The sequence below is a fragment of the Undibacterium sp. SXout7W genome (assembly GCF_049339385.1).
Taxonomy (GTDB): Bacteria; Pseudomonadota; Gammaproteobacteria; order Burkholderiales; family Burkholderiaceae_D; genus Undibacterium.
Genome location: NZ_JBMPPF010000006.1, coordinates 22,941 through 36,993, shown reverse-complemented (window position 1 = coordinate 36,993; position 14,053 = coordinate 22,941). Strand labels below are relative to the sequence as shown.

The window sequence follows — 14,053 nt, the reverse complement described above, 5'->3', positions numbered from 1 at the left end:
GGGATGTGGCTGCATTGATCTGTGATCGACAGAGTCAGAATGCAGAAGTTCGTTCTGCGATTTAATCGCAAAAGCCGGAGCTGAAAAACGAATATTTTTGAATTTCGATATACCTAAATGACAGATGACTTTTACTGACGCAAAAATCATCTGTCTAGTTCTGCCTCTTCAATTGAATATCGAGATGCCGATATTATTTCCCGGCATGTCGATCATTCAATGGCAAAATGGATACTGAATCAGCGGGTATAGCGATTTGCCGGGAAGGCGAGTCCTAAGTGTTCACGTAATGTCGATCCTGCATATTGTGTTCGGAATATTCCCCGTCGTTGTAACTCTGGGACCACATGCGTTGCAAAATCATCCAGTCCTCCAGGCAACCATGGTGGCATGATGTTAAAGCCATCTGCCGCATGTTGTTCAAACCATTCCTGCATCTGATCCGCAATCATTTCTGCTGTGCCGGTCAGCGTAAAATGGCCGCGACCACCTGCTATTCGCAAATACAATTGTCGTATAGTCAGATTCTCGCCTTGTGCCAGTGCGGTCAGCAGAGCTTGCCTGCTTTGCTGGCCATTTTGGGTAAGCGGTAATTCTGGTAATGGTTCATCCAGAGGATAACCTGACAGATCAAAATTACCGATCATCCTGCCAAGTAATGCAAGGCCGTCTTCAGGAAGCACCAGATTTTGCAGAAGCTGTAATTTATCTTCTGCCTCTGCCTGACTGCGACCAATGACGGGGAATAATCCAGGCATGATTTTCAATGAATCTGGATCACGCTTGAACTTCTGCGTCCGGGTTTTCATGTCCGCATAAAATGCTTGTGCGGAGGCAATCGATGGATGTGCAGTAAATACGACATCGGCTGTTTCTGCGGCCAGATCGCGCCCGGCTTCCGAACCGCCTGCCTGAACGGTGATAGGCTTTCCCTGTGGACTGCGAGAAACATTCAGCGGACCGGCAACAGAGAAGTGTTCTCCTTGATGATGTAGGGGATGCAGTTTTTGCGTGTCAAATTGTTTGCCATTGAGTTTGTCATTAATGATCGCATCATCTTCCCAGCTATCCCACAAACCTTGTACTACCTGGTGGAATTCCCGTGCGCGTGCGTAACGTTCTGTATGAGGGACATGCTTGCTCAAACCAAAATTGGCCGCTTCTTTCGCGTTGTCTGAGGTCACCAGATTCCATCCCGCACGCCCACCGGAAATTCGGTCCAGTGACGCGAATTTTCTGGCAACATGATATGGCTCGTTATAGGTTGTCGTTGCAGTTCCTATCAGTCCAATTTTTTCTGTCACCGCTGATAGTGCTGATAACAACGTCAGCGGTTCCAGCCCACCCACACCACTGGTCAGAGCAACACTGTCAGCAAAAAAGACTGCATCAAAACAGGCCTTTTCTGCAGTTTGTGCCAGATGCTGATAGAGTTTAAATGGATTCTGATCGGTTGGTGCTTCCGGATGCCTCCATGCCGCAACGTGATGGCCGTTATGCAAAAGAAAGGCACCTAATTTTAATTGACGTTTAGTGGTACTCATTTTTAAAAATCTTTTCTGAAGTTGATACCAAAATAACGTTGATCATCGCGAGGCACGGCACGGGTGACGTAACCAGTATTGTTGATGAGATTCGTAGCGTACGATTTGTCGGTCAGATTTTTACCAACCAGAGCAACTCGCCAGCCATTTGTTGGAGAGGAGAGGGCGATGCTGGCATTAAAGAGGCCGAAAGAACCTTGAATCGCATTCGGTGACTGGAACAAGTCGTACTGCACTTTGCTTTGCCATGAGTAATCGGCCGAAAGATCAACGAATAAGCCATTTTGTAAAGGAATGCCGTAGCTGGCACGGGTAAAGCTTTTCAGTTTTGGTGAGAATGGCAGTGTTTGTCCATTCAGATTGCATGAGGCTGCCGCAGCAGCAGGGCAATTAAACTGATCGATATGTGCATCAATGTAAGCCAGCGATTGAGTCAGCGACAGATATTGCACTGGACGAGCCTCAATATCGAGCTCGATACCGCGTGTTGAGACATTGCCTGCATTAATCAGGCGTGTGACAACAGCACCCGCAACAGTGTCATAAAAATTCGCCTGATAATTGGCATACTTGGTTTGAAATGCCGCAAGGTTGATCGATAGACGTTTGTCAAATGCGATTGCTTTTACGCCGATTTCAAATGAATCTGATGTCTCTGGTTTGAGCGCAATCGTATCGCGGTTGAGCATGTTAAAAAACACGTTATACGCCGGACCTTTATAGCCGCGTGAGTAAGTTGCATATGCGGTTACATCACGATGAAGATCCCATTGCGCGCCAAGCCTGCCGGAATAACCTGTTTCAGTAGTCGAGCCGGTATTGCTGGTGGCTGGTTGTACACCAGGAAATGCGCTGGTTTGCGTTGAGGTACGGTAATGATCGTAAGATAATTCATCACGATTCCAGCGCAATCCCGCAATTGCCCGCAAATCAGGACGGAATTTCAGTGTGCTTTCTCCAAACAACGCGTAGCTGTCGTTTTTTACACCGTAATTGGCAAAGCCATTGTTGATGACTGGCGGAGTCACAGATACGATACGTTGATATGTTTCACGGTCTTTGCCATGCAGATAATAAGCGCCAGCCACATAATCAATAAAATCATCTTTGGGCGAGGCAATACGCAATTCTTGTGAAAATTGTTCAAACTCCAGGGTTCCTACGTCGCGCGTGGCGGGATAAGCGCTGCTGACACGATTGACGTCGATGCTGTTCCCGATGGCAGAGGTGGAGGTGTATTGCTGGTTATCCCAACGCCGCAGGGCTGAGATGGAAGTCAGTGTATATCCATTCAGTCGCCAGTCCAGCTGAGCAGAAATACCCTTGGATGTATCGTTAATATTACTGGGAATATCGGCGTAGAGCTGGCGGTTTTCTGCACCTGCTACTGTCGGCAGGATAGCCTGAGAAAATACAGGGCTACTCGATTTATACACTGTGAAACTAGGGGAGCTGCTTGAATGCAGATAATCTGCAATTAGCGTGATATCAATATCCTTGTTTGGTGTCAGCAGTGCTTTTCCGCGCACACCTTTACGCTCATAGCCGTTGACATTTTTTCCGTTAGCGACATTCGTGATATTGCCATCGTAGTCCGCATACAGCGCTGTGATGGAGGCAGCTAAAACATCTGGCGTAATGCTGCCTGAGACGCCTGCGCGCAGGCGTTTTTCGTTATCTTCGTAATAGGATGCATCGACAAATCCGGTACTGGTCTTACCGGGTTGGCGACTGATGATGTTTAATACACCTGACGATGCATTTTTACCAAACAGGGTTCCCTGTGGGCCACGCAATACTTCCAGCCGTTCAATATCGAGCAGCTCCAGCGTCGCTTGTCCGGGACGCGCATACACCACACCATCGACTACGGTTGATACCGTAGGTTCTACACCGGGAGAAGTAGAAATAGTCCCGATACCACGGACAAAAATAGTGGAATCCTTATTACCACCTTGCTGTCTGAAATTGACACTTGGTAATTCTGCTGCAATGGCATCAATGCTGTTGCGATTGGATTGTTCCAGTTCGTCACCACTGATGACGGATACCGCAACAGGTACGCTGCGCAAACTTGCTTCTCTACGTGTTGCTGTAACTGTAACGCTGGGTAAGCTGGCGTTGTCTCCTGTATTTCGTACCTCTTTTAACTCTTCAGCTGCGATAGCGCTGACGGAGAATGCTGCCGTACCAAGCACAAATCCTAGCTGCTGGAATTTTCTGCGCTGTACAGATTTGATATGTCTATTTTTTTTCATGGTTGAGCCTTGTTGAAATAAGTGTTTACCTGAAGTGACGTTGAATCAATGTGCTTAATCATTTTCTTAATCATCGCGTCGATTTATTTTTATCGATTTCTTTTATCTGTTCATCTCATATGCATGCTTACAAAACCAACTTTGGTTACGCACATGACCCTGATAGAATTTTGATGGTACCGATACCATAAATAGTTTCATTTATGCGTACATTGAAGTCAAAGAATTAAAATGCTCTTCGATATGATGAATAGGAATAAGAAGCTATGCCAGAAGAAAACACAGGAAGAAAGCGGCGGGGATCAGGGCGGGCGACCATACATGATGTCGCCAGAGAAGCGCAGGTGGGATCGATTACAGTTTCTCGATATTTCAAACAGGCAGATCGCGTATCAGATGCACTACGTGTACGTATTGCTGCAGCTATCAAAAAATTGAATTACGTACCCAATTTGGTTGCCGGTGGTCTGGCATCGACTCACGGGCGAATTGTTGGCATGGTGATTCCAAACATCTCTGGTCCTATTTTTGCGAATACCATACAAAGTTTTTCCGATGTTCTGACCTTGCATGGGTATCAGTTGCTACTGGCTTCCAGTTATTTTTCATCTGCGCAGGAAGAAAATGCCATTCGCACGTTTTTAGGATGGTCCCCTTCAGCGCTCGTCGTGACGGGCCAATACCATACCAAAGCGAGTGAGCAGTTATTGGCATCAGCAAATATTCCGGTGGTAGAAACCTGGGATTATCAACCAAGGAGAAAGCCTGTCCAGGTCGGATTTTCTCACTATCAGGTTGGTGTGCAGGCAACCAGTTATTTAATCGGAAAAGGATATCGCCGGATTGCCTTTGTACAGAACAGTGTAGCCGGTGATGAAAGCGCGCTCGATCGAAGGGATGGATATGTTGCCACCATGCGTGAACATCAGTTGGAACCCTGGATGTTTTTACCGACAGCAGCAACGCCATTTGATGCTGGAAAACAGGCGATTGACGCCTTGGCAAAGCGGGAAAAAAAAACCGCACAAGCGATTATTTTTGCCAACGACAATTTGGCTGCCAGTGCGATTCTGGCAGGTCAGCGTGCCGGGTTAAAAATGCCGGAAGAGTGTGCCATTGTTGGTTTCGGTGATTACGCCTTGTCGTCGATGTTATTACCAAGTTTGACCACTATACGCCCACCTGCGAAGGAAATAGGGGAGATTGCCGCCATGAGAGTACTTGAGGCATTAGGTGAAATTCCACTTGGCAAGCGTCTGCAAAGATTGAATTTATTGGAATGTGAATTGATTGAACGCGAGAGTGCGTAGTGATCACAGATATCTAACACCAATCACTCTGGATGGATGATTCAGAAATAGACTGAACTTACGCAAAGTTACCTCAGCTGCGTGATGGCTTTTTGTTGTATAAGCGCTCCATACAAGCCCGTATTGCCTTTATCGCCATACCTTGTTTTGACAATTTTGCGTAAGTCCCTAATAGAAAATATAAAAGGAAACAAAAATGAAAAAAATAATACGCTTGTTAGTGTTGTGTATTCTCGCATTTTCTTTTGCGCATATACAGGCAGAAGAAAAAACGATTGGTATCGGCTTTCAAAAGGGAAGTGGTTTATTGTCGATTCTGAAATCGCAAGGAACGTTAGAAAAAATATTGGCTACCAAGGCAGTGAAAGTGAAATGGGTAGAGTTTCCGGCGGGACCACAATTGCTGGAAGCATTGCATGCAGGCAGCATTGATTTTGGTTTGACCGGAGCGCCACCGCCGATATTTGCACAGTCTGCGGGTGTTGATTTACGGTACGTCGGTGCGGAGCCGTCTGCGCCAGCATCAGAAGCGATTGTCGTCAGAAAACAGTCAACTCTGAATAAAGTTACAGATTTAAAAGGTAAGAAAATCGCTTTTCAAAAGGGTTCTAGTTCACATTTTTTGATTCTGGATGTATTGCAGAAATTTGGTTTGTCGATGTCGGATATACAGCCCGTGTATCTGACGCCTGCTGATGCAAGAGCTGCATTTGTCAGTGGTAGTATTGATGCATGGGTGATCTGGGATCCTTATCTGGTGGCGGTACAGCAGACTTTACAGGTGAGAGTGATTGCAGATCATCGCGGCTTGACGCCAGTGAATAGTTTTTACGAAGCTTCTAAAACACTGACCGAAAAATCGCCTGAAATTTTAAATGTGCTACTGGAGCAATTAGCGCTGATTGGAGCATGGAGCAACCAGCATCCGCGAGAAGTTGCCACAATCATCGCACCTCAGTTAGGTTTGCCAGCGGAAATTCTGGAAGTCTGGTTGCATCGTACCCAATATGGGGTGTTACCGATGAATAAAGAGATCATTTTTCATCAGCAACATATTGCCGATTTATTCTTTCAGGCAAAGTTAATTCCTAAAGCAGTCAACGTGGCTGCTGCAACCTGGGTATGGAAACCTGTACCATCAGGGAAATAATTTGCTGATTCTTTTTGATGCGCCAAAATAATAAAGGGAATCCAGCTGAGGATTCCCTTTGCAACAGGCAATATCGCCTGATATTGCCTGTTGTCGATTACTTGATTTTACCAGCGCAGTTTTAATATATTGAACTCAATGAGTATTATCTACGCATAGCATTTATTTCTTTGACTGATATATTTTGTCGAATTCAGCACCATCATCAAAGTGTTTTTTCTGCGCTTGTTTCCAGCCGCCAAACACTTCCTCTACGGTGAATAAACTGACAGGTTTAAACGACGAGGCGTATTTTTTTGCCGCAACTTCTGAGCGAGGACGCAGGTAATGTTTGGCTATCAGATCCTGGCCTTGTTCTGAGTATAGAAATTGAAGATAAGCGCTGGCAATTTTACGTGTGCCAAGTTTATCGACAACCTTGTCAACGACTGCCACCGGTGATTCTGCCAGTATCGATGTTTTGGGATAAACGACATCGTAATTGTCACCGAACTCTTGTTTGACCAATTGCACTTCATTTTCAAACGTGACCAGTACATCTCCGATGTCTCTCTGTGTAAATGTGGTTGTGGCACCGCGACCACCAGCATCAAGAACCGGAACATTTTTAAATACTCGCTCGACTAACTGTCTTGCTTGTGCTTCATTGCCACCATTTTTGATGACGGAACCCCATGCTGCCAGATAGCTGTAACGGCCATTCCCAGATGTTTTTGGATTTGGAATAATGACCTTGATGCCTGACTTACCCAAGTCCTCCCACGTCGCGATGTGCTTTGGATTTCCTTTACGGGTCAAAAATACCATTGTTGAATAAAACGGTGCCGAGTTATTCGGGAATTGTTTTGCCCAGTCATTCGGAACTAAACCTTTTTCCGCAAGAATATCGATATCGTTTGCCTGATTCATTGTCACGACCGATGCTTCCAGTCCGTCAATAACTGAGCGCGCCTGCTTGCTGGAGCCACCATGCGATTGATTGATGGTGACAGACTCTCCGGTTTTCTTCTTCCATTCTGCGACAAATGCCGGATTAATCTCCTTAAACAATTCGCGAGTGACGTCATAAGAAGCATTGAGGATTGCATTGGCGGCGGAGGCTGGTGGCAATACAGTGAAAAAGCTGGCTCCGGCCAGCAGCAGGCTTGTTGCAATACTGGCCCGACGTTTTTTGATTGATGGACTTTGTTTCATTGATTTCTCCTGAAGATGGTGTGCTATCTATCATCCTTAAAAAGACTACGATCAGGAACGATAAATTTCGTCTATGTATAGTTGAAATTGATGCGGATAGAATCTGGTACCGGGTATTGCCTGAGATATTGTTTACGTATTGTCTGTCTCGGTATAACTTTGATTTATAAGGGGCCGAAAAGCGACCCTAGGGTCGCAGTTGCGATATCAGTTCATATTATTCATCCTATTCTGGATGGAATTGATGAGCAAAGGTAAATTCATCTGTTCTCGGAATATATTTAACGCCTTTGCGCATCGCCCAACTGGCGTACTGATGATATAGCGGGATAACAGCATAGTCGCTCAGCGCGATGGTAGCTGCTTTTTTCGCGAGTTCTTCGCGCTTGCTTTCATCTACTGTTGACAGAGAGAGTTGTATCGCTTTATCCAGCGTTGGATTGCTGTATTTCCCCCAGTTCCAGGTACCCCAGCCGGTTTCCGGATTATTGGTGCCCGTGAGCGTACGTAAGCCAAAATCGGTCGCCAGAGTGCCCCATCCTAGCAAGGCCATGCTGAACTCATTGCGCCCTGCTCTTGGGAAATAGGCTGCTAATGGCAGGGTTTCCACTTTTGTCTGGATGCCAGCTTTGGTCAGGAATTGAGCAATGGTTTGTATGACTTGTTCGTCATTGATATATCGGTTATTAGGACCATGTAAGGTTAATCCGAATCCATTTGGATATCCTGCGGCAGTCAGCAATTTCTTTGCTCCTTCCAGATCATATGCCTCTGCCTTCAAGGAGGAGTTATAGCCCATGATCCCGGGGGCTACGATATTTGATGCTGGTACAGCAAGACCTTCCAATGTTTTTTCTGTCAGAGCAGTACGATGAATGGCTTTTGAGATTGCTTGCCGTACGCGTATGTCTCGCAGAGGGTTCTCGGCTAAAGGTTTGCCAGCTTTGTCGGTGATAAACGGCGAGCTATGTGCTTGCTGATCAAGTTGCCAGAAGAGAGTACGCCACGATATTTTTTGTTCCAGTCTGAATTTATTATTGCTTTTGAGTTTGTTGACATCGGCAGGAGGAACGGCATCAATGACATCAACGTCGCCAGATAGCAGCGCAGCAACGCGTGGGGCACCACTGGTCATAATGCGAAATATCACTTTATCCCAGCTACTTTTTTCGCCCCAGTACTGATCATTGCGCGCAATCGTAATGCTATCGCTACGTTTGAAGCTGACAAACTTAAATGGTCCTGTTCCTATCAGTGCTTTGCCGCTGTTGAAATCATCGCTGGATGCACGTGATGCCACTTTTTTGGATACGATAAAAATAGAGCTGAGATCCAGAGGTAACGGGCCATATGGTGCTGCCGTTTTCAACCTGATGGTGTACGCATCTGTTGCCTGCTTGGCGATAATCTGCTTGGTGTAACTGGTGAATGGACCAGGGCTGTTTGTCAGTAAGGCAGGACGATCCAGTGAAAAAATAACATCCTCAGCTGTTAGTTCAGTGCCGTCATGAAATTTCACGCCTTTACGTAATTTAAATTCCCAGGTCGTGGCATCTATTGCTTTCCACGAAGTAGCCAGGCCAGGTATCAGTCTGCCATTGGCATCAATATGCACCAGAGCATCGAATAAGTGCGATGCAAATGAAATATTCGGTGCGATATTCAGGTAGTGCGGATCAAGGGACGATACGTCTGCCGCCAGGCCAATTTTCAGATCTGCCGCAATGCTGTGAGTGTGCACAGAGGCCAACGCAAGAAGTGCTGACAATATTGTTGAAGCGAGTGTTTTTTTTATGGTGCGATCAAACATGTATTTCCTTTATGTCCAACTGCTGACAGAAGACAGCACGACGTTGCCACTGTTGTGATGGTAAAACCGGCATGCTGCATTGTTACTGCCAGTATGACTGAATCTGTAATGGTAGTGTGATATCTCCTTTTTGCAAAAGATAGATTTTATCTTTGAATATGCCATCTCTTATTGCATATGACCTACAGTTGAAATTGGTATATACAAATAATTTTTTATGATTGGAAAGTATTGACGCTATTCGATACAGTGAGCACCTGAATGATTTACGGCGACATGTACCACAGTGATTTATATAGAACAACTTCAAAAGAAATATAGAGTCGGGCCGCGAGAAATTATTGCGTTGCGCGACATTCATCTTCACATTCCCCAAGGGCATATTTTTGGCATTATCGGACGTTCCGGTGCAGGGAAAAGCAGCTTGCTACGCACCTTGAATTTATTGGAAAGGCCAGACGCAGGAAAAATACTGATTGAAGGGCATGACATCACTGGATTTGATTCCCTGCAGTTGCAGCAATTGCGGCAAAGAACTGGCATGGTATTTCAGCATTTCAATTTGCTGAATGCTAAAACGGTGGCAGACAATATTGATTTTCCTTTAAAGCTTGCAGGTACTTATACAAAGGAACAGCGGCGGAAACGAGTAGCAGAGTTATTGGAACTGGTTGAGTTACAAGGACACGAGCAGCAATATCCTTCGCAATTATCTGGTGGACAAAAGCAGAGAGTTGGTATCGCACGCGCGTTGGCGAACTATCCACATCTGTTGTTATGTGATGAGGCAACTTCAGCACTTGACCCACAGACGACGCAGTCTATTTTACGTTTGTTATCTGATATTAATCAGAAATTAGGTCTGACCATTGTTCTCATCACCCACGAGATGCAGGTGATACGTTCAATATGCGACAAAGTGGCAGTGATGAGTGCGGGCGAGATTGTCGAAACGGGTGATGTTGCTCAGGTATTTTTGCATCCACTCCATCCAGTAACGCAAAGTCTCATGGCTGAAAGTCAGGCAGTAGATGGTGATGCCTTTTTGCAGAGGGAGCGACGTGCGGATACGACGTTACTAAGGTTGACTTATGTTGGGGACGTGACTTATGCGCCAGTGTTCAGTCAAATTGCATCACAAAGCAATGCGGAGCTGACAATTTTGCAGGGAACAATTTCCCGCATCAAACATACACCCTATGGACAATTATTAATCGAATTGCGTGCTTCAGCGCTGGAGACCAGTCGTGTGATCGATTTATTGCAGCAGATGAGTGTCAGGGTTGATTTGCTGGAGGGCGTGTAATGATGAATTTCTCACATATTGATTGGGAAGATATTGCTCAGGCGACGCTGGATACATTAACGATGACAGGGTTCTCTTTGTTATTCACCGTTTTGCTTGGGCTACCGTTGGGCGTACTGCTTTTTTTGACAGGGAAAAAACAGCTGTGGGAGCAGCGTGGCGTTTATGTGTTGCTGTCCTTGCTGGTGAATATTTTACGTTCTGTTCCTTTTATTATTTTATTGATTGTCCTGATTCCTCTGACTTTATTCTTAGTCGGTACTTCGCTGGGTGTGGCAGGTACTATTCCTCCCTTGGTGATCGGTACGACACCATTTTTTGCACGACTGGTAGAAAACGTGCTGCGAGAGGTTGACCGGGGCATTATTGAAGCCTGCCAGGCGATGGGCGCGACACCGAGACAAATCATATTGCATGCCGTGTTGCCAGAAGCATTGCCAGGCCTGCTCGCCGCTACGACAGTGACGACCATTGCTCTGGTTTCATACGCTGCGATGTCGGGTGTGATTGGCGGCGGTGGTCTGGGCGATCTTGCCTTGCGTTATGGATATCAGCGCTTTCAGACGGATGTCATGGTGGTGACAGTAGGGGTACTGATATTGCTGGTGCAGTTATTACAATTCTTCGGGGACAGGTTAGTTTTGCGATTTACGCGTAAGTAGTTTATTTTATTTTCAGGAGTTTTTTATATGACTTATTTATTCAAAAAAAAATTACAAGGATTGCTTTTTATTGGCATCAGTACTGCTGCATTGATCGCTTCAGGTGCTGCCTCTGCTGCAGAGGTATTGAACATCGCGGCAAGCCCGGTACCACATGCTGAAATACTGGAATTTATCAAGCCGCAACTGGCAAAGGAAGGCGTTGATCTGAAAGTGAAAGTATTTACCGACTATATTCAGCCTGCTGTTCAGGTGAACGAAAAACATCTGGACGGAAATTTCTTTTTGCATCAACCGTATTTGAATGAGTTTAAGAAAAATCACAGCAATGACATCGAAGTCCCGATTGCTAAAGTACATGTAGAGCCATTTGCTGCTTACTCTTTCAAATACAAAAAAGTTGCAGACATTCCTGACGGCGCGACAATTGCTATCCCGAATGATCCATCCAATTCTGGCCGTGCCCTGTTATTGCTGGCAAAGCAGGGTTTGCTGAAATTGAAAGATCCTACGAATATTTCTGCTACCAGAAAAGATATTACTGAGAATCCCAAAAAACTGAAATTTAAAGAATTGGAAGCGGCAACACTGCCACGCGTTCTGGATCAGGTTGACCTAGCCTTAATCAACACGAATTATGCAATTGAAGCAAAACTGAATCCGGTGAAAGATTCCTTGTTTATCGAAGATGCTAATTCTCCCTATGCGAATTTGTTAGTCGCTCGTGAAGATAATAAAAATAGCCCCGCATTTAAGAAACTGGTAGCAGCATTGCAATCTCCGGCGGTGAAGAAATTCATCGAAGATAAGTACAAAGGTGCTGTGATTCCTGCATTCTGAGACATATTTGATTGGTGTGCTATAAATAAAAAACGCTGCTCTAAAGCAGCGTTTTTTTTGAGCGAATCAAACTTAGTTGCGCACTACACGTTTGTATTCGTTTGTACGTGTATCGATCTCGATCACGTCATCCTGGCTGACGAACAGTGGAACCTGAACAGTGTGGCAGTGAGCTTCGATAGCGTTTTCGATTTTTGCTTCTTTCAACACGTTACCGGAAGTATTGCCCTTAACTGCTGGTTCAGAGTAGACAACCTGACGAGCGATAGTAGTAGGCAGTTCAACAGAGATTGCTTTGCCATCATAAAACACGGCTTCGCATTCCATGCCATCTTTCAGGTAATGCAATGCATCACCCAGATTTTCTTCTTCGATTTCATACTGTTCGTATTCAGTATCCATGAATACATACAGCGGGTCAGCGAAATAAGAGTAAGTAACTGGTTTTTTGTCCAGAACAACAACGTCAAATTTGTCGTCGCCACGGAAAACGCTTTCCAATGGGCTGTTCGTCAACAAATTCTTCATTTTCCACTTGTAGGTGAAGCCCGTGCGGCTTGAACCATTGACGTCAGAACGCAAAACGATCATAGGCTTGCTATCGACCATAATAATGTTGCCAACACGAATTTCTTTTGCAGGTTTCATAGTGAATATATGTAAAAAGTAGATTGCATAAAAATCATCTGTTGCCTACTGGTAAAAATCCTGCAAGCCTACGTCCGATTGAACTTAAAAATACGTCAAAAATTAACCGCATATTTTACCCCATTTTCGACTTCTTCTTACCTAACTCTTTCTGCAAACTTGAGTAAATTCGTACTCAGATCACCATTTTCGAGCAATTGACGTTGCCAATCCTCACTACTGGCGCAGATTTGAGACATATCAGCACACAATGATGTCCATACATTATTCCAGTCGATAGGTTCTTGAAGTGCGCCATTCCACGCAAGTGACAGCTGATGAAGTGATGTCGTAGCGGGGCGATAGCATTCCAGAAAAGCCTTCAATTTGACGTGATGCAGATTTTCGTCTTGCGGATAGATATGCCACACGAAGGGTTTGCATGCCCACTGTGCCCGAACGAAAGAGTCTTCACCCCGAACAAAATTCAAATCACATGCCCATAACAGTTTGTCGTAGTCTGGCTGTGGAACAAAGGGAATGATTCTTACGGTCAGTGCGCCATGGGTCATGCTGTCGCCAGCATGGGCTGCATTACCCATCCATGTCTTTACTGTTTCTGTGGCAACGCCTTCAGGTATCAGGCACAGTACAGGCGTGGCAGATATTTGCCAGACGTTGAAGAGTAAATTGACAGGCGCATGTGGATAGCAGAACAGCGATACCGTCAGTCCATTCATTTCTTCCTGAGTCACGCCAAACTGTTTTAAAAATAGTTGTTTGGCGACAGAATCTGACTGAAATTGTTGCCGTTGCGACACCAAGTCAGATTCAATCAATAAGCCGCCTGTTTTTTGATTAAAACCGGGGAAGAAAAAGTATTTTGTCAGTGAGTAAGAGGGATGCGGTGATGGCAATGTATGACATCCCTCTACCCATGTTTCGGCACTGAGACCTTCCAGGTTGAGCCATACAGGACGCGGTTCGCAAATTGCCATGGTGGCAATATATGCGGGTGGAATATCACAACCGAAAAATTCGATGACGATATCAGCAATATCATCCGTAGTGAATACGCCATCCTGGTCACGCCATTCGCGAATAATGACACCAGCGATGCGTTGATGTGCTGCTTCTGGACGAACTTCCGGACAAATCCTTTGAAAGCTCTTCAGGTCGTCTACCCATAAGGTAACCACAATCCCATGTTCGCGTTGTAGTTGTCTGGCGAGGCGCCAGCAAATACCGATGTCGCCATAGTTGTCGACGACTTTGCAAAACAAAGCCAAAGAATTACCTGCCAGCTTTGTCTGAGGTATGTTTGAAGAGGACATATAAAATTGGATGGAATA

At 45.3% G+C, this 14,053-nt stretch carries 11 protein-coding genes; 5 read left to right on the top strand and 6 right to left on the bottom strand.

Features of this window, described 5'->3' with window-relative positions; all coding sequences use genetic code 11:
- Positions 1 to 239: 239 nt before the first annotated feature.
- Both ACO0LB_RS07700 and ACO0LB_RS07695 read right to left on the bottom strand, forming a co-directional pair.
- Positions 240 to 1,544, bottom strand: coding sequence for an LLM class flavin-dependent oxidoreductase (locus ACO0LB_RS07700; protein WP_423048142.1), 1,305 nt, complete (start codon positions 1,542 to 1,544; stop codon positions 240 to 242).
- Between the two features lie 2 nt (positions 1,545 to 1,546).
- On the bottom strand, positions 1,547 to 3,802 hold the full coding sequence (locus ACO0LB_RS07695) for a TonB-dependent receptor (protein ID WP_423048140.1): 2,256 nt from the start codon (positions 3,800 to 3,802) through the stop codon (positions 1,547 to 1,549).
- A gap of 266 nt (positions 3,803 to 4,068) precedes the next feature.
- Between ACO0LB_RS07695 and ACO0LB_RS07690 the strand changes: the two genes are divergently transcribed.
- The gene (locus tag ACO0LB_RS07690; protein ID WP_423048138.1) at positions 4,069 to 5,112 is read left to right on the top strand and encodes a LacI family DNA-binding transcriptional regulator; all 1,044 of its coding nucleotides are present in this window, start codon (positions 4,069 to 4,071) and stop codon (positions 5,110 to 5,112) included.
- Positions 5,113 to 5,308: 196 nt separating this feature from the next.
- Positions 5,309 to 6,262, top strand: coding sequence for a sulfonate ABC transporter substrate-binding protein (locus ACO0LB_RS07685; protein WP_423048136.1), 954 nt, complete (start codon positions 5,309 to 5,311; stop codon positions 6,260 to 6,262).
- A 162-nt stretch (positions 6,263 to 6,424) separates the two neighbouring features.
- Here the strand turns inward: ACO0LB_RS07685 and ACO0LB_RS07680 are convergent, their stop codons facing one another.
- Together ACO0LB_RS07680 and ACO0LB_RS07675 are read right to left on the bottom strand one after the other, a co-directional pair.
- Entirely contained in the window at positions 6,425 to 7,456 is a 1,032-nt protein-coding gene (locus ACO0LB_RS07680) for a sulfate ABC transporter substrate-binding protein (protein ID WP_423048134.1), read from the bottom strand.
- Positions 7,457 to 7,682: 226 nt separating this feature from the next.
- Positions 7,683 to 9,266, bottom strand: a complete 1,584-nt coding sequence (locus ACO0LB_RS07675) for an ABC transporter substrate-binding protein (protein ID WP_423048132.1) — start codon at positions 9,264 to 9,266, stop codon at positions 7,683 to 7,685.
- 286 nt (positions 9,267 to 9,552) lie between these two features.
- Here ACO0LB_RS07675 and ACO0LB_RS07670 point away from each other — a divergent pair, with 286 nt between their 5' ends.
- Genes ACO0LB_RS07670 through ACO0LB_RS07660 form a run of 3 tightly spaced genes read left to right on the top strand, consistent with a single transcriptional unit; the run spans position 9,553 to position 12,074 of the window.
- A complete protein-coding gene (locus ACO0LB_RS07670; protein ID WP_423048130.1) occupies positions 9,553 to 10,572 on the top strand; it encodes a methionine ABC transporter ATP-binding protein in 1,020 nt (339 codons plus the stop codon).
- 2 nt (positions 10,573 to 10,574) lie between these two features.
- Positions 10,575 to 11,234: a methionine ABC transporter permease gene (locus ACO0LB_RS07665; RefSeq protein WP_423048393.1), complete on the top strand. Its 660-nt coding sequence runs from the start codon at positions 10,575 to 10,577 to the stop codon at positions 11,232 to 11,234.
- A 27-nt stretch (positions 11,235 to 11,261) separates the two neighbouring features.
- Complete coding sequence (locus ACO0LB_RS07660; RefSeq protein WP_423048128.1) at positions 11,262 to 12,074, top strand: MetQ/NlpA family ABC transporter substrate-binding protein; 813 nt, start codon at positions 11,262 to 11,264, stop codon at positions 12,072 to 12,074.
- A gap of 72 nt (positions 12,075 to 12,146) precedes the next feature.
- On the opposite strand, the gene ACO0LB_RS07655 is transcribed toward ACO0LB_RS07660, so the two are convergent.
- Together ACO0LB_RS07655 and earP are read right to left on the bottom strand one after the other, a co-directional pair.
- Positions 12,147 to 12,722: an elongation factor P gene (locus ACO0LB_RS07655; RefSeq protein WP_423048126.1), complete on the bottom strand. Its 576-nt coding sequence runs from the start codon at positions 12,720 to 12,722 to the stop codon at positions 12,147 to 12,149.
- 137 nt (positions 12,723 to 12,859) lie between these two features.
- The gene (gene earP / locus ACO0LB_RS07650; RefSeq protein WP_423048124.1) at positions 12,860 to 14,035 is read right to left on the bottom strand and encodes an elongation factor P maturation arginine rhamnosyltransferase EarP; all 1,176 of its coding nucleotides are present in this window, start codon (positions 14,033 to 14,035) and stop codon (positions 12,860 to 12,862) included.
- Between the last annotated feature and the right edge of the window lie 18 nt (positions 14,036 to 14,053).

Coding starts and splice junctions, on each gene's coding strand:
- ACO0LB_RS07700 (WP_423048142.1), bottom strand. CDS start 1,544: ATGAGTACCACTAAACGTCAATTAAAATTAGGTGCCTTTCTTTTGCAT.
- ACO0LB_RS07695 (WP_423048140.1), bottom strand. CDS start 3,802: ATGAAAAAAAATAGACATATCAAATCTGTACAGCGCAGAAAATTCCAG.
- ACO0LB_RS07690 (WP_423048138.1), top strand. CDS start 4,069: ATGCCAGAAGAAAACACAGGAAGAAAGCGGCGGGGATCAGGGCGGGCG.
- ACO0LB_RS07685 (WP_423048136.1), top strand. CDS start 5,309: ATGAAAAAAATAATACGCTTGTTAGTGTTGTGTATTCTCGCATTTTCT.
- ACO0LB_RS07680 (WP_423048134.1), bottom strand. CDS start 7,456: ATGAAACAAAGTCCATCAATCAAAAAACGTCGGGCCAGTATTGCAACA.
- ACO0LB_RS07675 (WP_423048132.1), bottom strand. CDS start 9,266: ATGTTTGATCGCACCATAAAAAAAACACTCGCTTCAACAATATTGTCA.
- ACO0LB_RS07665 (WP_423048393.1), top strand. CDS start 10,575: ATGAATTTCTCACATATTGATTGGGAAGATATTGCTCAGGCGACGCTG.
- ACO0LB_RS07660 (WP_423048128.1), top strand. CDS start 11,262: ATGACTTATTTATTCAAAAAAAAATTACAAGGATTGCTTTTTATTGGC.
- ACO0LB_RS07655 (WP_423048126.1), bottom strand. CDS start 12,722: ATGAAACCTGCAAAAGAAATTCGTGTTGGCAACATTATTATGGTCGAT.
- earP (WP_423048124.1), bottom strand. CDS start 14,035: ATGTCCTCTTCAAACATACCTCAGACAAAGCTGGCAGGTAATTCTTTG.